This is a genomic window from Mesorhizobium sp. M0408, assembly GCF_040321495.1.
In the GTDB taxonomy this organism is placed as follows: Bacteria; Pseudomonadota; Alphaproteobacteria; order Rhizobiales; family Rhizobiaceae; genus Mesorhizobium.
The window spans coordinates 183,026-206,489 of record NZ_JAMYRO010000006.1 but is presented as its reverse complement, the minus strand read 5'-3'; the positions used below and the strand labels follow the sequence as shown (position 1 = coordinate 206,489).

19 protein-coding genes and 1 tRNA gene are annotated in these 23,464 nt (G+C 58.3%); 7 read left to right on the top strand and 13 right to left on the bottom strand.

Going from position 1 to position 23,464, the window contains the following annotated elements; translation table 11 throughout:
- Window positions 1-936, top strand: coding sequence for an HNH endonuclease (locus NKI67_RS09720; protein WP_352645146.1), 936 nt, complete (start codon window positions 1-3; stop codon window positions 934-936).
- Entirely contained in the window at window positions 933-3,041 is a 2,109-nt protein-coding gene (locus NKI67_RS09715; RefSeq protein WP_352645144.1) for a 3'-5' exonuclease, read from the top strand. Before NKI67_RS09720 ends, NKI67_RS09715 begins: the two co-directional genes overlap by 4 nt.
- Here NKI67_RS09715 and NKI67_RS09710 read toward each other — a convergent pair.
- From NKI67_RS09710 to NKI67_RS09685, 6 genes are all read right to left on the bottom strand, one after another.
- Window positions 3,038-5,983 (bottom strand): DEAD/DEAH box helicase, encoded by a 2,946-nt coding sequence (locus NKI67_RS09710; protein WP_352645142.1) that lies wholly within the window; start codon window positions 5,981-5,983, stop codon window positions 3,038-3,040. The two genes, NKI67_RS09715 and NKI67_RS09710, sit on opposite strands and share 4 nt — an antisense overlap.
- Before the next feature lie 2 nt (window positions 5,984-5,985).
- The gene (locus NKI67_RS09705) at window positions 5,986-7,401 is read right to left on the bottom strand and encodes an EH signature domain-containing protein (protein WP_352645140.1); all 1,416 of its coding nucleotides are present in this window, start codon (window positions 7,399-7,401) and stop codon (window positions 5,986-5,988) included.
- The gene (locus NKI67_RS09700) at window positions 7,382-8,245 is read right to left on the bottom strand and encodes an OmpA/MotB family protein (protein ID WP_352645138.1); all 864 of its coding nucleotides are present in this window, start codon (window positions 8,243-8,245) and stop codon (window positions 7,382-7,384) included. The genes NKI67_RS09705 and NKI67_RS09700 overlap by 20 nt, the downstream gene beginning before the upstream one ends.
- Before the next feature lie 5 nt (window positions 8,246-8,250).
- Window positions 8,251-10,392: an anti-phage ZorAB system protein ZorA gene (gene zorA, locus NKI67_RS09695; protein ID WP_352645136.1), complete on the bottom strand. Its 2,142-nt coding sequence runs from the start codon at window positions 10,390-10,392 to the stop codon at window positions 8,251-8,253.
- A gap of 649 nt (window positions 10,393-11,041) precedes the next feature.
- Window positions 11,042-11,239, bottom strand: a complete 198-nt coding sequence (locus tag NKI67_RS09690) for a helix-turn-helix domain-containing protein (RefSeq protein ID WP_031214794.1) — start codon at window positions 11,237-11,239, stop codon at window positions 11,042-11,044.
- Window positions 11,240-11,529: 290 nt separating this feature from the next.
- Window positions 11,530-11,766 carry a helix-turn-helix domain-containing protein gene (locus tag NKI67_RS09685; protein ID WP_352645134.1) on the bottom strand — a complete coding sequence of 79 codons (237 nt, stop codon included), beginning with the start codon at window positions 11,764-11,766 and terminating at the stop codon, window positions 11,530-11,532.
- Window positions 11,767-11,932: 166 nt separating this feature from the next.
- Between NKI67_RS09685 and NKI67_RS09680 the strand changes: the two genes are divergently transcribed.
- Window positions 11,933-12,445, top strand: a complete 513-nt coding sequence (locus NKI67_RS09680) for a helix-turn-helix domain-containing protein (RefSeq protein ID WP_352645132.1) — start codon at window positions 11,933-11,935, stop codon at window positions 12,443-12,445.
- A 14-nt stretch (window positions 12,446-12,459) separates the two neighbouring features.
- Here the strand turns inward: NKI67_RS09680 and NKI67_RS09675 are convergent, their stop codons facing one another.
- The 4 genes from NKI67_RS09675 to NKI67_RS09660 all read right to left on the bottom strand — a co-directional run bounded on the left by NKI67_RS09675 (window position 12,460) and on the right by NKI67_RS09660 (window position 16,111).
- Window positions 12,460-13,713 (bottom strand): CapA family protein, encoded by a 1,254-nt coding sequence (locus NKI67_RS09675; RefSeq protein ID WP_352645130.1) that lies wholly within the window; start codon window positions 13,711-13,713, stop codon window positions 12,460-12,462.
- A 73-nt stretch (window positions 13,714-13,786) separates the two neighbouring features.
- Window positions 13,787-14,635, bottom strand: a complete 849-nt coding sequence (locus NKI67_RS09670) for a transporter substrate-binding domain-containing protein (protein WP_352645128.1) — start codon at window positions 14,633-14,635, stop codon at window positions 13,787-13,789.
- A 53-nt stretch (window positions 14,636-14,688) separates the two neighbouring features.
- Entirely contained in the window at window positions 14,689-15,438 is a 750-nt protein-coding gene (locus NKI67_RS09665) for an ABC transporter permease (RefSeq protein ID WP_352645127.1), read from the bottom strand.
- Window positions 15,439-15,451: 13 nt separating this feature from the next.
- On the bottom strand, window positions 15,452-16,111 hold the full coding sequence (locus NKI67_RS09660; protein WP_352645125.1) for an ABC transporter permease: 660 nt from the start codon (window positions 16,109-16,111) through the stop codon (window positions 15,452-15,454).
- Window positions 16,112-16,382: 271 nt separating this feature from the next.
- Here NKI67_RS09660 and NKI67_RS09655 point away from each other — a divergent pair, with 271 nt between their 5' ends.
- Window positions 16,383-17,300 carry a LysR family transcriptional regulator gene (locus NKI67_RS09655; RefSeq protein ID WP_352645123.1) on the top strand — a complete coding sequence of 306 codons (918 nt, stop codon included), beginning with the start codon at window positions 16,383-16,385 and terminating at the stop codon, window positions 17,298-17,300.
- A gap of 855 nt (window positions 17,301-18,155) precedes the next feature.
- Entirely contained in the window at window positions 18,156-19,784 is a 1,629-nt protein-coding gene (locus NKI67_RS09650; RefSeq protein WP_352645248.1) for a recombinase family protein, read from the top strand.
- On the opposite strand, the gene NKI67_RS09645 is transcribed toward NKI67_RS09650, so the two are convergent.
- A tRNA-Met gene (locus NKI67_RS09645) sits at window positions 19,741-19,817 on the bottom strand. The genes NKI67_RS09650 and NKI67_RS09645 overlap by 44 nt on opposite strands.
- A 236-nt stretch (window positions 19,818-20,053) precedes the next feature.
- Between NKI67_RS09645 and NKI67_RS09640 the strand changes: the two genes are divergently transcribed.
- Entirely contained in the window at window positions 20,054-21,013 is a 960-nt protein-coding gene (locus NKI67_RS09640; protein ID WP_352466761.1) for a Gfo/Idh/MocA family protein, read from the top strand.
- Window positions 21,014-21,048: 35 nt separating this feature from the next.
- Here NKI67_RS09640 and NKI67_RS09635 read toward each other — a convergent pair whose 3' ends face one another.
- Complete coding sequence (locus tag NKI67_RS09635) at window positions 21,049-21,264, bottom strand: hypothetical protein (RefSeq protein ID WP_352645121.1); 216 nt, start codon at window positions 21,262-21,264, stop codon at window positions 21,049-21,051.
- Window positions 21,265-21,331: 67 nt separating this feature from the next.
- Here NKI67_RS09635 and NKI67_RS09630 point away from each other — a divergent pair, with 67 nt between their 5' ends.
- Window positions 21,332-22,156 carry an IS5 family transposase gene (locus NKI67_RS09630; protein ID WP_352645119.1) on the top strand — a complete coding sequence of 275 codons (825 nt, stop codon included), beginning with the start codon at window positions 21,332-21,334 and terminating at the stop codon, window positions 22,154-22,156.
- Window positions 22,157-22,190: 34 nt separating this feature from the next.
- Here the strand turns inward: NKI67_RS09630 and mnmA are convergent, their stop codons facing one another.
- A complete protein-coding gene (mnmA, locus tag NKI67_RS09625) occupies window positions 22,191-23,381 on the bottom strand; it encodes a tRNA 2-thiouridine(34) synthase MnmA (RefSeq protein WP_352645117.1) in 1,191 nt (396 codons plus the stop codon).
- Window positions 23,382-23,464 lie beyond the last annotated feature (83 nt).

The window sequence follows — 23,464 nt, the reverse complement described above, 5'->3', positions numbered from 1 at the left end:
ATGGCTGATGAATTTCCCAGACTCGATGTGACGATCCCAGAATGGCAGGAACCGAGCCACCCGTTTTCACGGGGACAAGATCCGGAATTCTATACACCAGAAACGCTTCGTGACACCGCGTTGGGCAGGACCGGCAGGACCAGTTTCTTTGAGCAAATATTCGCTGGTCTATATTGGAAATTGGAGGCGCCAGTCCCTTACGCTTTCATCACGTCGGACGGTGCCGTTCGGTCCATGGATGCGGGCTGCATCAAATTCCTCGCCAACAGAGGGAGCGGCGAGATCGAGTTTCAGCTGGGCCCTAACAGAGTGATTCTGGCCGCATCGCCTGGACCTGTGTTGCTCGAGCGCTATGCGCGCATTCGCGAAAAGCTGATCAGAGACGTCACCCCGTCGGGTTGGTCCCCAGATACCCAACGGGAACTCGTCAAACTGCCCTTTCAAGTGGCATCGACTAGCGCTGCCGTCGACAGCTCATTGAGCCATGATACAGAGTTTCTTCTGGATGAGTTAGTCGATGAAAGAAAGAGGCAAGACTCTCTTTTCGTTATACGCGAGGGCGCCAACGATTTTAGACGCGCTGTCCTTCGTGAATGGAAGCACTGCGCCGTTACAGGATCGACGACTAAGGAAGTCTTAGACGCGGCGCATATCTACCGGTACTTTGGACTGAAGACGAACGATATTCGCAATGGGATTATACTCCGGCGCGACATACACTCGCTTTTTGATAAACACCTGATGTCTTTCTCGGAATCTGGCGACACTCTTCGTATCGTTATGTCGCAGAAGCTGAAAGGTTCCGAATATGAAAAGTACGATGGCGTCCTGGTTGAATTGCCTCGGGATCAGAAAGCCCGACCGGACCTTCGAACTGTCAGACATCACCTGATGCAGTTTGAGTGCGCTGAGGCGAGACGGAAGGCCAGTCAATGACGACCATCCTTGCCGCCAGCTTTACGTCGGCTCTGGCCCGCCTTGCCAATGATGAGCAGAAGCAGGCGAAGTTGACGGCCTACGATCTGCAGACCAATCCGGATCAGCCCGGGCTGCAAATGCACCGCATCGATAAGTCGCGCGATCCGAATTTCTGGTCGGTGCGGGTCAGCCGAGACCTTCGGATCATAGTCCACAAGTCGGGCGGCAGCCTGATGCTCGTCTATGTCGACCATCACGACGAGGCCTACAAATGGGCTGAGCGGCGGGTTATCGATGCGCATCCGACCACCGGTGCGATTCAGATTCGTGAAGTACGCGAACTGGTGGACGAGGTCACCCCGCCGCATACCACCGGGCAGACGGAGCCGTTGCTAGAGGCGCAAGCGCGCGCTTCGGCTCCGGCAATCTCACCTCCGCTTTTCGACAGGCTGCGAGAAGCCGATCTGCTTTCAATTGGCGTGCCGCAAGATTGGGTCGCCGACGTCCTGGGCGCCAACGAGGAGCAGTTCTACGCTTTGGCCGCGCACCTTCCTCAAGAGGCTTCGGAAGGCCTGCTCGACTACGCTGTGAGTGGAATACTAATGCCGGCCGTCACTGTAACCGCCGACCCCTTGACTCATCCCGACACGCTGCGCCGTTTTCGAGTGTTGGACGGCATTGAGGAACTCAAGGCAGCGCTGGATGCACCATTCGAGCGCTGGGCCGTTTTCCTCCATCCGAGCCAGCGTGGTGTGGTGCAACGAAATTACTCCGGTCCCGCGCGTGTCGCGGGTTCGGCAGGGACCGGCAAGACGGTGGTAGCACTGCATCGGGTCGTTCGCATCCTGCGCGAGAATCCTGACGCAAGGGTGCTGCTGACCACCTTCTCCGATCCGCTGGCGCGCAATATTTCAACCAAGCTTCGGCTGCTCTGCGGTGATGGCTCGAAGCTGCCGGAGCGTGTGACGATCGGTTCGTTCGATGCCATTGCCAGGGAATTGCTGACTCTCGCTACTGGCAAAGAGCCGCGTCTGGCGAGCGAGGACATGATCCGATCAATGTTGGCCAAGGCAGCCGAAGAGGCCGGCGTGCACGAGGTCACTCCACAATTTCTGAACTCGGAATGGACGCACGTTATCGACGCCTGGCAAATCGAAAATGCCGACACATACGCCTCTGTGCCGCGGATGGGTCGTAAGAATCGGCTCGGGCCGAAACAGCGAGAACGTTTGTGGAGCGTCTTCGGGATGATGCGTCAGCGGCTTGCTACCAGCGGACTGATGACCAAGGCTGGAGTGTTCGCGGCCGCGACAGGACATTTCGCCGCCCGTCGGGAAAAGCCCTTCACCCATATCGTTGTAGACGAGGCACAAGACCTGGGCGTCGCGGAGCTTCGATTTCTCGCCGCCATAGCGCCGGAAGCGTCGGACGCACTGTTCTTCTCCGGCGATCTCGGTCAGCGTATTTTTCAGCAGCCTTTCTCCTGGAAAGTTCTCGGCGTGGACATTCGCGGACGTTCCACGACCCTCAAAGTAAACTATCGAACCTCGCACCAAATTCGCCGGGCAGCTGATCGCTTGCTGCCTGGCAAGGTTCGCGATGTTGACGGAAATGAAGACGTACGTCTTGGAACGATTTCGGTATTCGATGGGCCCGAACCGTTCGTTCTGATCGAAAAGGATGAGGATGCAGAGATCGCAGCTGTCGGCAACTATTTGAAAGAGGTCCTGGCGGAAGGGTTCAAGCCAGGCGAGATCGGCATGTTTGTCCGCTCCGAGATACAACTCGATCGAGCCCGATCTGCAGCCAGATTTGCCGGCCTGCCAATGCGAACCTTCGTCGATCGACGCGATCACGACGCCGAGAGCGCGCTGGTCGGCATAATGCATCTGGCCAAGGGCCTCGAATTTCGGCTCGTTGTTTTGATGGCCTGCGACGAGAACGTGCTTCCACTCGAAGAGCGCGTGGCCGATGTGGCGGACGATTTCGAGTTGGATGAGGTGATCGCCACGGAACGGCAACTGTTCTACGTTGCCTCTACACGAGCCCGAGATCGGCTAGTTATCTCGGCAGTTGCGCCGGGCTCGGAGTTTATCGAGGATTTCGTCGCATCTGGGAACTAGCCCACAGTGGCTGAGAACAGATCGTCAATGTCAGCATCCCAAATCGGCGGGACCAACATATCTCGCGACAGGGCCCGTTTGCGCTCAAGCAATGCGTTCAGTTTGACGTCGAAAGAGCTTTCGCCAAAGACCGGATGCCGTGCAATCGGCAGGTGGACCGTCACGGGCTTTTCCTGGCCGATCCGATAGGCTCGATCGTTGCATTGATCTTCCACTGCAGGATTCCACCATCTGCTGAGGTGAATGACGTGGTTGGCTGCAGTAATCGTCAACCCAATCCCGGCGGCCTTCGGAGACAAGACCATCAGACCGAAACCCGGCTTTGAGGCTTGGAACCTGTCCACGACCGCCTGACGCTTATCGCCATCAAGACTACCGTTGATGATCGCCGGGATCGAAGCCAGATTGAATTCCTCGGCCACAACGGCAGCAAAAGTCGCCTGCACGGCAAGGTCTTCGATAAACACCAGGGCTTTCTCGCCTTGCGCCTGGATCCGTCTCAGGATGTCCATGGTCTTGCTTACCCGAGCCGACGCTTCAATCCATTTGCGTCGGGCGTGCGGGTCAGTGACGTCGATACTACCGCCGCCATCAGGATGCAGCGATATGCCCCTCAGATCGTGGATGGTCTTGAGCATATCACTCTTGTTACCGCGATGCTGTTTCGCAGCACGAACCACAGCCTCATATGCTGCAGCCTGCGGGCCGGGCATGTCGGAAGGATGGTGGTCGAACTTCCTGTCGGGGAGGCCTGGCAGATGGTCAGCCTTCATTCGCCGAAGCATCACGGGAGGTCGCTTGCCAACCCATTGGTCGAGTTTTTGCTTCAGTTCCTTGAGAGCATCGGCACTCTCACCGCCATATGTCTTCGAGAACGCTTTCAGGCCGCCTAGGTGGCCTGGCGAAACGCGATCCATGATACACCACAGGTCTTCGATTCGGTTCTCTATCGGTGTTCCAGTGAGCCCTATGACGAAATTTGCATTCAAAGTTTTGGCTGAGTGAGTGTTGATCGTATCGGGCGCTTTGATTTTTTGCATCTCGTCGAAGATAGCGATCGAATAGGCAACGCGCGCGAAGGCCCGGTGATAGGTGGCGAGCGTTTCGTATGTCGTCAGTATCCAGTCAGCTAATCTTAGCGTGTGGACATCAAGCGCGTCCTCCGGGGTCCAATCTGGGTCCATTGGTTTCTTGAGGTATTTGAGGCGTGAGCCAAATGCCTCGAGGCATTCGCCAAGTGCATCGCCGACGAGATGGGTGTCTGCCTCTTTTCGCCAATTGCGCAGCAGAGCCGTTGGAGCGACGATCAGGACCGGCCCAGCTATCTCCCGGATCGCCCCAGTTATCGCTGCGCGGTTCACACGAAACCAGGCCAGGAAAGAAAGGGCCTGCATTGTCTTTCCCAGACCCATATCGTCGGCAAGCAGCACGCCGGGGTAGCCCTCCACCCATGCCCTGACGAGCCACTGGAAGCCTCGTTGTTGGTGTTCCTTTGGTATGGTAGACACAAGGTCAGATGGAAACACCAACGGCAGCTCCATCCTACGTTGTTGCGTTTGAGTGTGTTTCGCCTCTTCAATGTGATCGTCTATCAACAGTACCTGACGATCTTTTTCGGGTTCGTCTTCCGAATCAGGTGGTTCGGTTTCGTAAGAAGGCCCGTTCTCGTCGAATTGCTGGCGGACGCCCTCCAGCGCCTCCTCAACATCACGCTTCGGATACTCCACCCCCTGAAAAGAGACCATCGCAGCGTCCGCTTCCGCGGCACGTTCTGCCGCTTGGGCAAGATCGGCAATTCCCTGCTCGTCCACCTCTACGGAGGTCTCACCGATCCGGATCACAAAGCCTTCCGGGAGCCATCCGCTGCTTTTTCGCGCAAGCCAGGTCAGCTTGGGTTTCTCCCACAACCCCAGCCCTCGCACTCGCTCCGAATATTGTTGGGTCTCCACAAAAAGGGTGCCCGCCATTTCGCCAAGATGAGGAAAGGCGCTGGCGAGATAAGTCCGTGGATTCTTTAGGAACGCGCGCCGCTCCTCCCCACTCGCCCCTCGGATCTTCTTTACCAGATCCAGGCCTTCTCGAAGGTCGCTCTCCAGAACGAGATACGTATTGCGAGCAATCGGATAGGTCGGTCTGGTGGGCAAGTTATCCGCGTTAAATGCCTTGCTAAATGCGCCATGTTCTTGCGGGCCGAGCAGCGCATCCTTCTCGCCGTCGCGCAGGTCCAGGCCGTCATTATCAGCGTCATCTGGAGCCGACTCTGGTATGTCATCCAACAGGTTTAGACGCTTGCCGGGACCCATCAGAATGGGATCGAATTTCGGCCCGCCTGCAGCCGCGCGTACATCGAGCGCGAAGGCACCCGCTTGATAAATGCGCAAGCTTGTTAGGGTTCGATCGACTTTGACTTTGCTGTCTGCCAGAGTTTCGAGAAATTCTTGGACTGGTTGCCAATACGGAATGCGGTCACTCTGCCCAAAAGTGTCGTTGTATCCATCGACTGCGCGTAGCAGACCGTAGATCGATCCTGTGAGGCGGCCACGGCCATTGGCACTCTGTATGACGATGCCCTCGATCTTCGGATTGAGCTTCCTGGAAAGCGGATCTTCCCAAGAAACATTGATGCGTCCAGTCGGAGATTCCACTCTGCCGGACAATTCCAAACTTACGACCACACCAGCGACTTCGGGCACTCCAACCCTTGCCAGCAATACGCCTGGCAGTGCCAGCAAATCCTCATTGGGGATTATCAGCACGGTTCCGTCTGTTGTGGCCTTGGTGGCCTCGATCAGGGAGATAAGCTGGCGGACCGTCGATTGTAGCTGATTTGGCACCTCACTCCAGCGCTCGACAGGAATGGGCGACTGCCGGAATAATCTGCTTTCGGTGAGTGTAATCTGGCCTGCGGCGGCGGACGATTTGAACTGAAAACTGAACGACATGATCAGAGTTTATATGCGGAGCGTGGAACGCGGTGGCTTGTCACTTCGAAGAGACGTTGTGCCACCTGATCCTGCCAATTATAGGTTTCGGATGCCATATGCATGATCGAGAATAGCTCACGTGTCTTCATATTGCCGGCGGCGCCGGCTATCCGAACCTCATCAGAGCCGTATCTCATTTCGAACATCCTAGGTGCGCTCTTGGCATTGGCATCGGACCAGACGTTGCACTTCCCATTGTGACTCCAGTCAGCAATCAGACAACGTCCAATTCGGAATAGCAAAACTGCATGGCCGCTCTCAACCTGCTTGCCAGTAGAGTGAATTGCGGCGAATTTTGTATCCTTAAAGGTGTGACGCGCATGCTTCAACCCATCTGGGCCGAATGCTACCCAGGCTTCAATGGTTACACCGCTACGCCGAAAATATTCGTACGTTCCTTCCCAGAACGCTCGGCGATACTTCCACATAAGCTTGTCGTTTGTGGTCGCATCAACGACGTCCAGAAATTGTCGTAGCGACTGCCGGGTCAACCATCCGATGACAATGTCTTTATGTGGGAGCCCGACCCATTGACCCGGGCGAAGCCTAGGGTCACCAAAGGCTAATACAATCAAACGAAGAAACTCGTCCTGCGTCTCTTCACCAGGAGGGCGCAGCGCTATCGGCCGAAGCAGCGCCTCAAGAATCTGGTTTTTTTGACCACCGAAGATTGGGAGCCCATCGGCCCTGAGCGCGAACCGTCTGACTTTTTCAAGCCTGGCGAGATGGTCACGTTCAACTCCGTTTCCCAGTTCAGTGAGGAGCGCCAAGATCACAGCCTCCGTGAGTCCACTTTTCGCATTCATCGCGCCAAGACCGGCGTCGCTCAATATCTCAGCGGGAGAACGGCCGCTGGCATTTACCTCTAATGCCAGCCGCTTCGGGCCCGCTATGAGATCAAAAATCGAATATCTGTCTTGCAGGAATCCCCAAACGCCTTTCCATTTCGTTGCCAATAGCGAGAGCACCGCAGCAGCCGCAACGCGCCCAACCTGCTGTTCGCCATAGGCAGCCAAAAAGGCTGTAGCCAATGTTCGAAACGGGCGCGCGCTTGTGGCGCCAGATATCAGACGAAGGAGGCCTTCCAGAAGGCCCTGGTCTTCCGCGAGCGCTGGCTTTGTACTCCACAAACACCAAGGGGCTTCGCGCAGTTGTTTTCGTGTCAAGACTGTACCGGCAGCGAGTTGCTCAGCGATTTGCAGCGCGACTTGATTCAAGTCAACTGCGGCCGGCTCGCGCGCCGTAGTTGGCAGTGCCTGAAGTTTTAGCAAGGCTTTGGCTGTGGCAGAGACATCAGGCAGCCGGACTGGTGGCAGATTTCCGATCGCATGCGCTGCCTGGCACGCAAGCCTGAAGTTAGTGGACACTGACATCATCCAAGGACTTCTGCAGGAACTCGAGTTGGCTTTTCATAGTGTCCGTCAGTTCGAGTACACCGCGCAGCCGTTCCAAATTGTTGGTGTCCATGACAAAACGCAGGTCGATTCTTCTTTGCCGCCCATCGTCGTCGCTAAAGTCACGTATAGGGCGGGTTGAGGCATAGCCAGCGACCGAGAGCACTTCCGTATCAGCGCTGTTCAGCAGTGTTCTCAAACTTGGTTCGGCTTCCGAGAGACCACGGAATGTGTTCACGGCCCTCTCGGTAGACAAAGTCCAATTGTCGCGATCGACACCAGTGCTATCGGTATGACCCTCGATGAAAACGGTCTCCAAATGGGCGGGCAAATCGCCAGCGGTTCCCGTGTATTTTGGAAGTACATCAGCAAGCACTCTGGCGAGGATTGCCACTCGCTGCGAAGCTACGTCGTCCAGGGCCGCAACCCTTCGCGGAAAGTTGATGGCGTTGTCACCAAGCCTCACCACGCCGCTCACCGGGTCAATGGTGACGATCAGCCCCTGATCCTTCAACTTGGCCTGAATTTCCTCAAGCAGCTCTGTACGCACGCGGTCGGCAGCGCTGATCGAGTCGATCTCCGACCGGACATCTTTCTGTATCTCCCTGAGCTTTGCATTGACGGACTGAGCCGCTTCAGCGGCGGTCTCTAATTTCTTGATCTGATCTTCCGATTTTTCAGTCTGCTGTCTAAAATTGAGAGCAAAAACCATCAGAAGGATAATGAAGATGAACAGGATACCGACCATCATGTCGGTCATCGAGACGAAATAGTTCTCGTCCTCGTCCGCATGTGATTCTGATTGTTGAAAAGCAATGTCGCTCATGGTCATCACTCAGCGGCCATTGGACGAACCTTGGTTACGAGCTTTTCCACGCTATCGCTGAGATCAGTCGTGCTCTCGCTAATCTCAGACAAAAATGTCCCCAATCGCGAAACGGCTTCCCCTAGGTTCTTATCTGTCTCCCGAGTAAATCCTGCCAGCCGCTCGGCCTGAGCGCTTGTCGCGTCCGAAAGCGCACTGATGGCCTTAGCTAGATCCTGGTCTACCTTGTCGAACTGCGCGCGGTATCCCTGCCAGAGCTCAGTCAGCCGCTCGATATGCCCCGCAAGGGTTTCCGACAGGGTACCTGACGCGGCGTTCGCGGCTTCCATGCTCGAGACGGTCCGCGTGACCGCGGCGTTCATCTCGCTGGTCGCTTGCGCCATGCGATCCGCTGTCTGAATAAGTGGCGACGCTGCTATTCTTACTTGTTGCGCCGTTTCGGCAAAGGCATCAGCTACTGACCTAGTCTGACCGGTTGCGTCACCGATAGCACTCGCTTGTTTTGAAAGGGCAATCTCGCCACGGCCCATGGCTGCTTGGAAGCGATCGATTTCCGCAGCTATGCGACTTAGTGCGTCTGCCATCCCTGTCGTAAAGGCCTCCGCGGCTTCTGACGAGGCCGCTGTCATCGAAGCGACCAGTCCGTCTTGGCTCTCGCGCAATTTCGCTCTCGTCTGTTCGACGCTTTCGACGGTGCTGGCCTGGAAATCGCCCAGCCCTTTCATCAGTGATCCAACCTGGCCTTCCAAACGCTCCAGTACCCTCCCCATTGCGTCTTCGACTTTGCTTGAGGCACCGGCGGCGGCTTTGCCCAGTTCGGTTTCAACACGTGAGTTGGCAGCATCCATGGTCTGCTTGAATGCTGCGACAACATCAGCCAGTCCTGCCCGGCTCTGTTCCGCACTTCCTTCCAGCCGAGATCCAGCCTCGCCCACAAGCCGATTGAGATTCTCAGCCGCTTCCGACAGTCGGCGTGAGAAATCCTCGCCTCCACCCCTCAATCCCTTGTGCGTCTCGACGAGCGAGACTTGGATTTCGCGTAGCGCCTCTTGCAGTCCTTTCATCTCCGTGCCCGCATTGCCATGCAATGCAGCTGCAAAATCTTTGGTCATATCTGCGAGACCGGTCTGGCTCGTTGATTTCAGTTGCTCCAGTGCGGAGGCGATGTTGGCGGTCACGGGTTGCATCGCACGTGACATTGCTTCTTCCAACAGCGGACCGACTGCATCGGCGAGCTTGCTGAAGTACCGGTCGCTGCTGATCTCACGCAAATGATCCCGCTGTTCCTTTCCGACCTCGTTCATTTCGGCGGTGATCGACTGCGGTGCAGTATATTGTAATTGATGCTCGACAACCTCGCAGAATTTGGCCAGAGCCCCCTCAATTCCAATGATCAGAAATCTGGAAAAAAGAGCAAATACGATCGACGTAAAGAGGCCTGCTATCGACGTTGCGAATTTGAATGAAGCGACGCTCAGCAGATTAAACATAGCGTTCTTCATAACGTTTATATCGCTGCTACTGGCGCCCTTGGCAGCTTCATGGAGGGCCAATACGATGCCGATAAAAGTGAGCAGCAAACCGATCCCGACGAAATAGCCGGAGATGCTTCCGATAATTTTCAGGCCGGGCAGTTTCTCTCGAACCAACCCATAATTTATGAAACTCTGTGGCCGGATCGTATTCTGAATTGGGCCGCCGGTTTCGACCTTGCCCTTTAGAAGGGTCTCGTCAAATTCCTTCCATGCGACGCCCACTAAACGATGACGAAGCAGCCGCGGCAAGATTTCTATCTCATAGTCGCGAGCAAATTGAATAGCATTCTTGCGACTCGTTATCTGCCGTCGCAAAAAAAACAGGGAAGCCATTACAGTCAGCGTATGCATCACGAGGAATGCAACCAGCAGGCCTGCGCCGCTGAAGAAGATCAGCAAGGCGAGTGAATAGACAAAGTTCTGATTACGGGCAATCGCGATGGCCGCTTCACCATCGCCAGCGGCAATTGAGTTCCCAATGCCCTGAAATGCCTGAGATATCAGTGTCAGATCTAGCCAAGGTAAGCGCAGCGACGCGACATAAATCACGCCAACGACAATGCCCCAGAACGCAATGACGCGAACTAAGGAAGACCACAGAAACTTACTCATCGTTTGCAACTATTTGCCCCACCCATTGGCGATGTCTTACACCAAAAGTTACCGCCTTTGACTTTTATCGCTCCGAGCGGCAAAAAATGCGAGTCATAGGTATGGTCTTGAAGGATACGGTTGCCGCCCGCGGAACAGGCCTCTCTCGAGCCAGCGTTGGCCGGTCGCATGGTAAAATAGCCCACAACACCGCGTGACTGTATCGTGCTCTGTGGTGCAAAAGGGCTAGGGCGAGTGGGATTCATCAACGATCTCCAGCATGGCCCGCGTGTCACAACGCCAAGTACGCCTACTGTCGCAGGGGTCCTCTGGCCATTGCCCCGATTCTAACCGCTGCCTAGTCGGTTCTCTTAGTGTGAAATACGATTTTCACACTGTCGGACATGCCCGATGAGTTTTTGACGTCAGCTCATGGGCCAGCAGCGGAACGGCCGCATCTGAAATCATCATACTGTAAGCTGCCACTCCGCTCTCGACCCCAAAGCCCCTCCTTGGTGCGTGCGAACTCAAATGTCCGCGTTTTGGCGCGAAAGGGGTCGGAAGTTGGTGTCTGCAACGGGTCACCTAAACCGAGCTAGTTGTCTTCAATTCGCACACCAGGATGGCTTCAGATTTGGGCAAATCGCACGAGGCGGTGCGTTCGCCGCCGCTAACGCCGTTTGGCCAGGCGCACGCCAGCACCGCCGCCGTTCTCCGGAATAAATTCTATACCGGCAGCTTCGAGCGCTTCACGAATGGCACCGAGGTTGTTGCGATGTGGGACGCGCAATCCTCGTTCGAAATCCACAACCGTAGCGCGCGAAACACTTGCAGATTCTGCCAGTTCAGCTTGGCTCCAGCCTAACATCGCTCGGGCGCCTCTGCATTGCTCCACGGAAATTTGGCTCATCGGTTAAAATCAGACTTTTTGGTTGACTCTGGAGCGAATGTCAGCTTAAATGACGGACGTTAGACAATTTGCAATCAAGTTGACGGACGGATGGTGCAGCATCTGCCCAGCCTGACCACAACCAAGCTTCAGGAAACTCGGATCATGGCTGATTCCGACAATATCACGACTTTGCCTCTCGTCACCCGCCGGAGGGTAGTTGTGGCAATTGCAATTGCGAGAAACCTGTCTTGCCGCGAACGCGATATTCAAACCAGAGGATCTAAGAGCCGTACACCTTCACCCTTTTGACCAGCGGACAAGAATTCGACACCCGCTTTTGTCAGAGCCGCCTCAATGGCCTGCAAAGTGCTGATCCGGGAATCTACCGTGCCGTTTTCCAACCGGACCAGCGCATTCAAAGACACAATTGCCTTGTCGGCAAGCTCCTGCTGCGACCAACCAAGCAAAGCCCGTGCGGCTCGAATCTGTCGTGGACTGACCATAAGTCCACAATCGGCAGGCAGATTTTCTTTGCCACCTATAGGGTAATTTTGAACCCTATAAGGTATATTAAGTGGCGATTCGACCTGCAGAGAACATCGGTGCGAAGAGCCCGGATCGTAGGCAGCAGGCTCTCTATCCGACTGACTTGTGGAGGATCAAAAGGCCTTGTTGAAACCGCAACGCTCCGTCCTCCTTCGGACGGGGCCGAAGCCAAAGATCGACAGTGATCCTCATCCCGCCGATCAGCATGTCGGCAGGCAAATTGCGACGGTTCGCGTCCAATCGGACGTATCGCAAGCCCAGCTTGCCCGATCCATCGGCATCAGTTTCCAGCAGCTTCAGAAATACGAGAACGCGAGAAACCGCGTGAGCGCGTCGATGCTCTACGAGATCGCCAGCTCACTCGGCGTTCCGGTCAGTCGCTTCTTCGACGGCCTGCCGGGAAACGATGAGACCCGCGTCGAGACGCAGCCCCTGCCGGTCGATGAGCGCCTGGATTTCATTGCCAGCGCGGAGGGTCGGCGACTGATTGAAGGGCTAATGAAACTTCCGCCGCGTGTGCGCGGTCGCGTCTCGTCCCTGATCGCAGCTTTAGGAGAAGAACTGGCCCTCCTAGACACAAAGGCGGATAGCGAAACCGCCGGCGAATCGGCGCCGGCCGAATGCAGGACCGTCTAACGGCGTCGGGCGCGTCAGCCGAATTTTCGTGCGGCGGGCAGGGCGATGCGGCCGCAAGTCGAGGACACTTCGATTTCGACACCGAACTCCCCCGAGCGGGTCGCGAATCCCTCGAGGATGTCTCGCGCCACGCTTCCCGTGGCGGCGACGGGTACCAATCGGCCCGTTGCCGATCCGAGAGACTGAGCTTCCGCGCCGATCACGACGGGCAGGAGGTCTATTTCTGCGAGGTTTCCGCCCGCATCATAGCGGCACGCGGCGATAATGCTTTGCCAGACCTCCGGTGGATCCCATTCGGTTTCGTCGGGGTGGACGTGGAATAGGAAGTTTCCGAGGCCATAGAAGATCGGCGAGCCATTGTAGATTTCCACGGCCTGCAGCACCGGCGCGCCGTGGCTGACGAACAGGTTCGCGCCGGCGTCGATGCACATCCGCGCAAAGGTCTGCACCCAGCGCGGCACGTCCTGCCAACCAGGTTCCCAATGATGGTGGTGCAGATAGGCGATGACGAAATCGCCTTGTGCCGCCGCGTGCCCGATGGCGGACAAATGGACACTCGCACTCCGCTGATCGACTTCGATCAGACGGCCGAAATCGGCGGCTTGCGCGAATACGGTGCCGTAGAAATTGATCTCCTTGTCGGCCGACACCTCCATCGGGTCCTCCGGTTGCGCATAGTTGGCCAGTTCAAAGCGGGAGCTTTGCAAATGAGTGCCCAGCCTTGCCAATCTGCGGAAATGTCCGTCCGGCACCCCGATCTTTCGAACGGTTTTCAGGCGATTGACGCCGGGTCGAGCCGGTCGGAAGGCCGTGCGGTCTTCGGCATACATGTTGGTCGGGCCGGGGCCTGCATCCATCGCAAGAAGCGCGACCTCGCGGGCGCCCAGCCTGCTGCGGCCCGGTTTCCTCGCGTCCGTCTCGTCGGCCCCGATTCCGGCATGCAGGAAACCGCGCGCTTCCACCTCCTCCAGCGTCGAGAGGATGCCGCCAGCTCCGAGATCGAAGGCGTGGTTGTTCGCGAGCGCAAGCGCATTGAAACCGATGGCCTGCAATGCGTCGAGCACTTCAGCCCTGGAATATCCGAAGTATTTGCCCTTGGTCGGCCACCCGCCGTGCTTGCCGAGGATCGTCGACTCGAAGTTGGTGAAGACGACGTCGCCTTGGCGCAGGAAGTCCGTAACCGCGATGAAGCGTTCGTCTTTGACGTCACGGATGTCGTGCGTGATCAGGGATTGGCCGGTAACGACCGCGCAGAACTGGTCTTTCATGGAACTCGCCTTGAAGGAGGGGAGGGCGCCGGCGTTCCGGCTAGCGCCACGTCAATGTCGAAGTCGGTTGCCGCTATTGCGAGAGGGCCGGTGAGATATCGCTCTTGAACCATTTCAGGCTCAGCGCCTTGATCGTCCCATCCTTGGTGGCCGCGTCGATTGCCGCGTTGAACTTGGCGAGCAAGTCGGTATCGTCCTTGCGCATGCCGACGCCGACGCCCGGCCCCCAAAGCCCGCCCTTCAATTCTGGCCCGAAAAACACCGCATCCGAACCGGAAGGTGTCTCCAGAAAATCCCGCCAGGTGAAATAGTCGGCGAGGCCGCCGTCGATGCGACCCGCGGCAAGGTCGAGTTTCAAATTGTCGAGGCTGTCGTAACTGCGAATGGTCACGACATCGCCCAGGATTTCCTTCACGACTGCTTCCGAATTCGACGAGCGCAGGGCCCCGATCGCCTTGCCGGCGAGTGTCGATCTGAGGCGTTCGATGGTCGCCTTCTCCTTGTCCCCGATGGTCGAGAGGTTGACCTTTTCCTTGGTGTCGCCGGCGTCGAGACCCAGGTCTTTGCGCACCACGAACTGGTTGAAGCCGGCAGCGTAGGGGATCGAGAAGGCGATCGACTGCTTGCGTTTTTCCGTGATCGCCATGCCAGACATGATGACGTCGAACTTGCCGACAAGCAGTGCCGGGATGATCCCGTCCCAATCCTGCGGGACGAAGGTACATTTGATCTCGATGCGACGGCACAGCTCCTGTCCGACATCGATATCGTAACCGTAGAGCTGACCGTTCGCGTCGGTGCCGTCCCAGGGCGGCGAGGCGCCTTCAGTCGCAATCGATATGACGCGCTCGCTTTCGGCGTTGGCCGGAAATGCCGACATCAGGGATGCGATAGAAACAGCAATAGCCAGGGGTATGCGCATGATGCACCTCTTCGTTGGTTTGGATGGAAAGGGCTGCCGAAATAACCTGCGGGTCAGGGCAGGGGCGTCGTGGTCTCGGGGCCAGGCAATGGCGGGCGCAATCGCGCCTTTCGTCGACGCACCGGATGGCCGTCGGTCGAAAGCCATCGCTCCAGCAACTGGATCGCTTTCACCGCGATCGAGGTGAGCGATAGGTAGATCGCACCGGCGACGATGAAGATCTCGTACGGCGCGAACGTGGTCGACACCATCTGTCTCGCCATGCCGGTGATCTCGAGCAGCGTCACGGTGCTCGCGAGCGACGAGCCCTTGATCATCCCGACGATCTCGTTGCCGTACGCCGGGAGCGATATCCTGAAAGCGATCGGGAAGGTGACCAGGCGAGCGATCTGGAAGCGTTTCAAGCCGAGAGACGTGGCCGCCTCGGTGACACCCTTAGGCACGGACTGGAGACCACGGCACAGAATCTCGGTGGTGTGCGCCGCGCTGTTCAGCGAAAATGTAAGCAGGGCGCACCAGAAAGGGTCGCGCAGGATCACCCAGAAGATGCTGGTTCGCACCGCCTGGATCTGACCGAGGCCGTAGTAGAGCAGGAAGAGCTGAACAAGCATCGGCGTGCCGCGTACGACATAGGTGTATGCGAGCACCGCGAGCGAGAGGCCGGGACGTCCAAACGCGCGCATGAAGGCCAGCGGCACGGACAGAAGAAATCCGGCCGCCAGCGACAAGACCGTCAGAGTCAATGTGAGACCAACGCCCGAAGGCAGGACAACCATTGCGTCGAACATCAAGCTGAGGTTCATCGGTTGCACCCTCCTACCGGCCGAGTGCCGGATAGCGCCGCTCAGCCAGCCGGATCGAGAGCAGCGTGACGGTGGTCAGCGAGAGATAGAGAGCGGAGGCCGCAAGGTAGAAGGTCAACGGTGCGCGCAAGGATCCGGCCCCCACATACGCAACGCGCATGATGTCGCTCAGGCCGACGATCGAGACCAGCGCGGTATCCTTGAAGAGCGAAATCCAGAGGTTGCCATAGGCGGGCAGCGCCAATCGCAGCATCTGAGGTCCGATGACGAACACCCAGCGCTGCCAGGCATTCAGACCAAGCGACTTTGCCGCTTCGGTTTGACCCGCTGGCACTGCCGCAATCGCGCCGCGAAACACTTCGGTCGCATAACCGCTGAAGACGACCGAGAGCGCGATAACGCCTGCGGTGAACGCGTTCACCTCCACATAGCGGCCGGCGATCTTGCTGGCGAGCGTGGTTCCGCCGAAGTAGATGAGCAGGATAATGAGAAGTTCTGGTACACCACGGACAACCGTGGTGTAGGCCGTCACGATCGCGTTGAGGCGCGGTTGTGCCGTGCCCTTCGAAATAGCCAAAAACAACCCAAATGCCGTACCCAGGCAGCCGCTGACAAGGGCCAGGCTTATGGTCACGGTGAGCGCAACAACAAATTGAGTAGTAAAACCACCCATGGGGCGCTTTCCTCGACTCGCAATACCGCAAGATACGCCGGCCTTTGTCACTCAGACCAAGTCGTATAACTCAAGGTTGCGAATTGTTAAATTTGTAACTCGGAGTTAATTTGAGATATTGTCTAATTCTAGCGCTTGAAATTACACACTCAATCTATAATTTTTATTATTTCATCTATAACGCACCGTTATATACTGAGGCGGTTCGTTACTCCCCAGGTTGGCGTTATCTGCTTCCCGGGTGGCGTTATCAGGGAAAGGAGCGCAGGGAATGGAGTTGCTGCAGAGCGACCTGAAGCTCCGTCAACTGAAGGTCTTCCGAGAAGTGTTGCGGGCTGGTTCGACAAGGCGAGCGGCGGTAGCACTCGGGATAAGCCAGCCGGCCGTCAGTCAACATGTGAAGCAGCTCGAGACCACGCTCGGCATCACACTCTTCAAGAGATCAGCCAACCGCATCGTTCCCTTGCAGGAAGCCTGGGAACTCCTGCGAAACGTAGAACTTGCCCTGACGTCGCTGGATCGCCTGGAAGCGTCGATCTTCGCTATGAAGAACGAGGAGAAGCAGCGAATCGCGATTGCCGCGCCATCCGTTTTCGGTTTCGTGACCTTGCCCAAGGTTGTGGCGATTATCCACTCAAAGACCGCTTCGAATGTCCGGTCGATTTCGGGAAGCTATGAGCAGATCGGCGAGCACATCCTCGCTGGACGCGCAGATCTCGGGATCTCGAGATTGCCCCTGGATCCACGCCTGTTTGAATGGGCGCCGCTTGGATCGGCACGAAACGTATGCATTTTCCATCCCGACCACCGCTTCTCACAACAGACCTGTATCGAGGCTCACGACCTGGCAGGCGAAACGATCGTCGACATCGATCCGCAGTTCGCCGCCCACCAAATGAACTTCAATGCCTTGCGCTTCGCCGGCGTCGAGCCGGACATACTGGTGGAATTCGATTGCAACGGTCACGAAGCCGGATACGTTTCGGCTGGCCTGGGCATTTCGATAACCAATGAGATCATCGCGCGTGAATACGCGGCGTTTCACTTGGGAATAAAGCCGGTGGAACCATCCGCGCTTTATCACTACGTTGCGATTTGGCAGAAGGGCAGGACCTTTTCGAACGCACTGAATGTGTCGCTCGAGGCGATCATCGCCGCGTTTTCCATGGTGCCGCCTGCGAGAGGTTAATAGGTATTCCTCAGGCGGGGAGAACGACGCCAGGCGGGCAAGTGCGGCGTGCGGGCCGGATCGGTTGGCCATGGGGATGGCGCAGGAAAACCGGCGCGGGCGATGGCGGCGCGGCACAACCGGCAGTTAGCCCCAACCACCGAAAAGCCCGCGCCTCTGGCGGAGGACGCGGGCCGATCGGAGGCCCGATCTTCAGCAGGCGATGGAGGGCACCACCCGCCGCGCACAAACATTTAGATGTAGCTAACTTTCCGTCAAGTCGGATCTGGTCGCCGATGGAAACGTCGGCTTCCTGTCGCGACTGGTCTTCCTCTGGAAGCCTCACTAGTTGGAGGTGCAAGGACAATTGGGCTAAGACGGCGAACGCTACTGACTTAGAGTCGCAGTTCTTGCCGCTCGCAGCAGATCACAGCCTTCCATCCCAAGGGAGACACCTCCTAGATAGCGGCCTGGGCCGCCCATATTGGACGCTCTTTTCCTCTTCCTGACATGAACGAGAGCAACCGGTCAGGCAGGCAGATTTCCGAATAGCACGCCATACTATCCGTTTCTGCGATTGGCCGGTTTGCCTGCTTCTGTCAGCTCTCGAATGAATACATCTTACTAGGTATGGAGAAAAATCGCGATCTCGGTTGGCTTAAAGGAGGACGCGCATCCTGCGGAAAGCTGTCCGCGAATTTAGCAAGTCCATCGCCATTCTCGACCCACACCGAGCACTGCCAGCAATGGTGGTGAAATCCAACAAACGGGTCTTGCGCCGTGTGCCCGATAGAGCGATTCTGCGCCTTGCAAGCGCTCTCGCGCGGCAAGCCGCCCGCGAGGATCACGCGCGTGAACAGGCCGAGAAAACACATCATGAATCGAGCCGCGATCTACGCACGCTTCTCAACCGATCTTCAGAATGAGCGATCGATAGACGATCAACTCGCGTTATGCCGGGCGTATGCCGAGCGCGAGGATTTGGACGTTGTCGCAACGTTCGACGATCGAGCCCGCTCCGGCGGTTCAGTCTTGGGGCGTGATGGTTTGCTCCACCTTATGGACAAAGCTCGTGAGCACGAATTTGATGTGCTTGTCGTGGAGGCACTTGATCGGCTCTCTCGCGACATGGAAGACCTTGCAGGCATTCACAAGCGCCTTTCATTTCTTGGCATCGAAATCCGTGCCGTCCACGAGGGTGTGGTCAACACAGTCTTGGTTGGGCTTCGCGGCCTAGTTGGGCAACTCTATCGAGAGGACATTGCTCACAAAGTTCGGCGCGGCCAAGCCGGCCGGATCAACAGAGGACTCCACGCTGGTGGATTGACCTACGGCTACTCTTACGTTTTAGGAAACCCTGGGAAGCGCCTGATCGCAGATCATGAAGCTGCGATCGTGCGTCGTATCTTCAAGGAGTACGTCGACGGACAAACTCCACGCGATATCGCTCACAATCTCAATAAGGAAAGCATACCGGCACCACGTGGTCGAGCCTGGAATGCCTCTACCATCAATGGAAATGCGCAAAGAGGGACCGGCCTGCTCCAGAATGAGCTTTATGCCGGTCGCTTGATCTGGAACAGGGTCCGAATGGTCAAGGACCCTGATACTGGGAAGCGTGTCTCGCGTCCAAATCCTAAAGACGAATGGCAAACCGTCGACGTTCCCGATCTTGCCATTGTTTCGCCCGAGCTGTTCGATGCGGCACAGGAGAGGAAGAAGGCGCGCACAATCACTCATCCAAGCCATCAGCGCCGACCACGGCATATGTTGGCGGGGCTCCTCAGGTGCGGTGCCTGTGGAGCGGGAATGTCATCAAAAGGCATTGACAAGTCCAAGCGTACTCGCATCCGCTGTTCGGCCGCGACGGAAAGCGGAATATGCCCTGATGCTAAAACGTTCTACTTAGATACGGTGGAGACCGCCGTTCTGAACGGCCTTGCCGCCGAGTTGCGCCATCCTGACGTAATTGCCCAGTACGTCCAGACGTATCACGAAGAACGGAGGCGCCTGGCAGCCGATTCCGATGCGCGGCGCACTCGCTTGGAGCGACGGCTTGGAGAACTATCGCGGGAGATCGAGCGCCTGGTCAACGCCATCGCCAAGGGCCATGGCGACCCAGCTGTGTTGGGACCACAATCAACAACGCTCAATGAGGAGCGTAAGGGCATTGTGGCCGAGCTGGACCAAGTGCCTGCGGCGGCCACTGTGATCGCGCTACATCCTGCGGTGCTGGCACGCTACGAGGAACAACTCAATCAACTGCAAGCGGGGCTAGCAAAAGGAATTGTGGCAGGCGATTCCGAATCCGCAGAGGCGATGCGGGACTTGATCGAAACCGTCACCGTGTTTCGAGATCCATTGAAGATCGGCGGAATCGAAGTTGAAATCGCCGGGCGTCTAACCGCACTTCTGGGCGAGAAGGCCTTCCCCAACGGCGTCAAAGCGGTGGGGGGTAAGGTGGTAGCGGGAGAGGGACTTGAACCCCCGACCCCAGGATTATGATTCCCGTGCTCTAACCAACTGAGCTACCCCGCCAAGGCGGCGAAGGCCCGAAATCCAGCTTAAATCGGCAGGCATATCGGCGCGTTCGCCAAGGTCGCGCGGATATAAGGTTGCGAGGCCAAGCCTGTCAAGCATCGAAGTGGCTGCCGCGCCGGCATATTGCTGGCGCCTAAAGCTTTGCCGGGCAGACATTTGGGCGCACAGGCCGGGGTTGAGTTCAGCGAGGCACGTCGCTATGTCTCGGCCACGAAAGCCATGGTCATGAATTGATGAAACCGCGCATTGCAGTCCTCGGTTGCGGATACTGGGGCAGCAACCACATCCGCACCCTAAAGGCGCTCGGCGCGCTGCATGCGGTTTCGGACGTCAACCCCGCGCGTGCGGAGGGTTTTGCCAGCGAGCAGGATTGCCTGGCGATAGAGCCGGAGGCGCTGTTTGCCCGCGACGATGTCGACGCCATTGTCATGGCGCTGCCGCCGCAGTTCCATGCCGACATGGCGGTGCGCGCCGTGCTCGGCGGCAAGGACGTGCTGGTGGAGAAGCCGATCGCGCTGACGGTGGCCGATGCCGAACGCTCGGTGCAGGCGGCCGCCGATAATGGCCGTGTCTTCATGGTCGGCCACGTGCTGCGCTTTCATCCCGCCTTCGAGACGCTGAAGGCGCTGATCGACAATGGCGAACTCGGCGAAGTCCGCTACATCCATTCGCATCGGCTCGGCCTCGGCAAGTTCCACACCGAAAACGACGCGCTATGGGATCTGGCGCCGCACGATCTGTCGATGATCCTGGCCATCACCGGCACCGAACCGGTCGAAGTGCGCGGCGAAGGCGCTGCTCTTCTCGACAATCTCAGCGACTTTGCGCATTTGCACATGCGCTTTCCCAACGGCCTGCGCGGCCATCTGTTCGCCTCGCGGCTCAACCCTTACCGCGAACGGCGGCTGACCGTTGTCGGCACCAAGGCGATGGCGGTGTTCGACGATGTCGAGCCGTGGGAGCGCAAGCTTGCCGTCTATCGCCACGCGGTGTGGCAGGACAGCGGCCAATGGGCGTTCACCGCCAACGAGCCGTCCTATGTCGCGGTCGGTGAGGGCATGCCGCTGACGCGCGAGCTGGAGCATTTCATCCACTGCATCGAGACGCGGGCCGAACCGCGCACCAGCGGCGAGGAGGCCATCCGCGTGCTGCGCATCCTGACCGCCGGCACCGTCGCCCATACAAGGCCCTAAGAGTCCGTTTGAGAATGGAGCGTAAGGGTGCTCGGTTAAGCGGGGTGCACTGCGACCAGCCGTTCTTCGCCGTCGCTGAAGGTTCTCAGTTGCGCTGCAACGATGCTGCCGGGAGCGAAGGTCCATTCCTCACCATCCGGCATGGGTCCGAGTATCTGGTAAGTTCCGTCGTCGAGGGTTTTGACGGCAACCGGGCGCCACACGTCGGTGCCTTCGTTCAGCAGTGGCATGAGCAGAGCGGTCAATGTCATGGCGTTTTCCTGAGCTGCCGTCAGATCGGTACTTCTGGTCTGGCGTGATCCGTGATTCAAGCTCGGGATGTGGACCCGAGCAAGCCGTAGCCGGATGGCTGATCTTGAAAAGCGAGCGAAGCGCTACCCGACGGATCTCACGGACGAAGAATGGGCCATTGTCCGCTCGTTCCTGCCAGCGCCGCCTAAACGTGGCCGCAAGCCATCGACCCACCTGCGGGAGGTGCTGAACGCACTGCGCTATCTCGCGCGTTCGGGTGGTGGCTGGCGGATGCTGCCTAAGGATTTCCCGCCTTGGCAGACGGTCTACTGGTGGTTCCGGCGCTTTGTGCGACGGCTGCTGTTCCGCACGATCCATGACGTGGCGCTCATGCTCGACCGTGAACAGGAGGGTCGCGAGCAGAGCCCGAGCGCGGCCGTCATCGACAGCCAGTCGATCAAGGCACCCGTGGCAGAAGAGCGCGGCTTTGACGCCGCGAAGAAGGTTGTCGGTCGCAAGCGCCACATCGCCGTCGACACCGATGGCCGGCTGCTCATGGTCAATCTCACCACCGCCGACATCTCGGACAGCGCCGGCGCTCAGTCGATCGTCGGAAGCATCCAGAAGCGATGGCCGTGGCTCAAGCACCTGTTCGCCGATGGCGCCTATGACCGCACCAAGCTGATGGATGCCGTCGGCTACCGCGACTTCGTTCTCGAGATCGTCCGCAGGAGCGACGCCGAGCCTGGCTTCAAAGTGCTCCCGAGACGTTGGGTCGTGGAGCGCACCTTCGGCTGGATGACACGATGGCGCCGGCTCGTTCGCGACTATGAACAACGGCTCGACGTCTCCGAAGCCATGATCCACCTCGCCCTAGGCAGCTTGCTCCTGCGCCGCATCGCTCACCCCTGACCATTCTCAAACGGATTCTAAGAGAAAACGCCGTCTATTCGGCGGGAACCCGCGCCGGCTGGACGGCAAGCCGCGTCAGCATCGCCTCGGCCTCGGCGCCGCGCTCGGAGCGCTCGATGAAGCCGCCGCCGAACACGCGCGCCTCGTTGCCATCGTCGGAATAGAGCACGCAAGCCTGACCGGGCGCGATGCCGGATTCGCCGTCGACCAGTTCCACCGAAGTGACACCGGCGCGGTGATGCAGCACGGCCGGGCGCGGCGGCCGCGTCGAGCGCACCTTGGCGAAAAGCTCAAGCCCGGCTGCCGGGATAGCGGTCAGCGGGCCATCGCCCAGCCAGTTCATGTTGCGCAAGAAGATCTTGTGGGTCTCCAGCGCCTCGCGCGGGCCGACGACGACGCGGGCCCGGTCGGCGTCGAGATGAACGACGTAGAGCGGCTCGCCCGAGGCGATGCCGATGCCGCGGCGCTGACCGACGGTGTAGCGCAAAATGCCCTCGTGGCGGCCAAGCACGCGCCCGTCTATATGGACGATGTCGCCCGGATTGGCGGCAGCCGGCTTCAGCTTGGCGATGATGTCGGAATACTTGCCCTGCGGCACGAAGCAGATGTCCTGGCTGTCCTGCTTGGCCGCAACCGTCAGTCCCATCTCCTCGGCGATGGCGCGAACCTCAGGCTTCGACAGGCCGCCGAGCGGAAAACGCAGATAGTCGATCTGCGCCTGGGTGGTGGCGAACAGGAAGTAGCTCTGGTCGCGGTCGGCGTCGACCGGCCGGTAAAGAGCGCGGTGGGCGCCATTGGCGCCGGAACGGATGTAGTGGCCGGTCGCCAGCGCGTCGGCGCCGAGTTCCTTGGCGGTCGCAAGAAGGTCGGCGAATTTCACCGTCTGATTGCAGGAAACGCAAGGGATCGGAGTTTCGCCGGCGACATAGCTCTCGGCGAACGGGTCGATCACCGCCTTGCGGAAGCGCTCCTCGTAATCGAGGACGTAATGCGGGATGCCGAGCGTCTCGGAGACGCGGCGGGCATCGTCGATGTCCTGGCCGGCGCAGCATGAGCCGGCCCGGTGCGTTGCCGCGCCGTGGTCATAAAGCTGCAGTGTGACGCCGACGACGTCGTAGCCCTCGCGCTTCAGGAGGCCGGCAACGACCGACGAATCGACACCGCCCGACATGGCGACGACGACGCGGGTGGTTTCGGGGCGTCCGGGAAGATCGAGGCTGTTCATGGTTCTTTCGTTCTGCGCGGCGCTTCAATGCCAATGGCCGGAATATAGGTCAAGCGTCTCGGCTGCGCCAGCTTTGCCGGGCC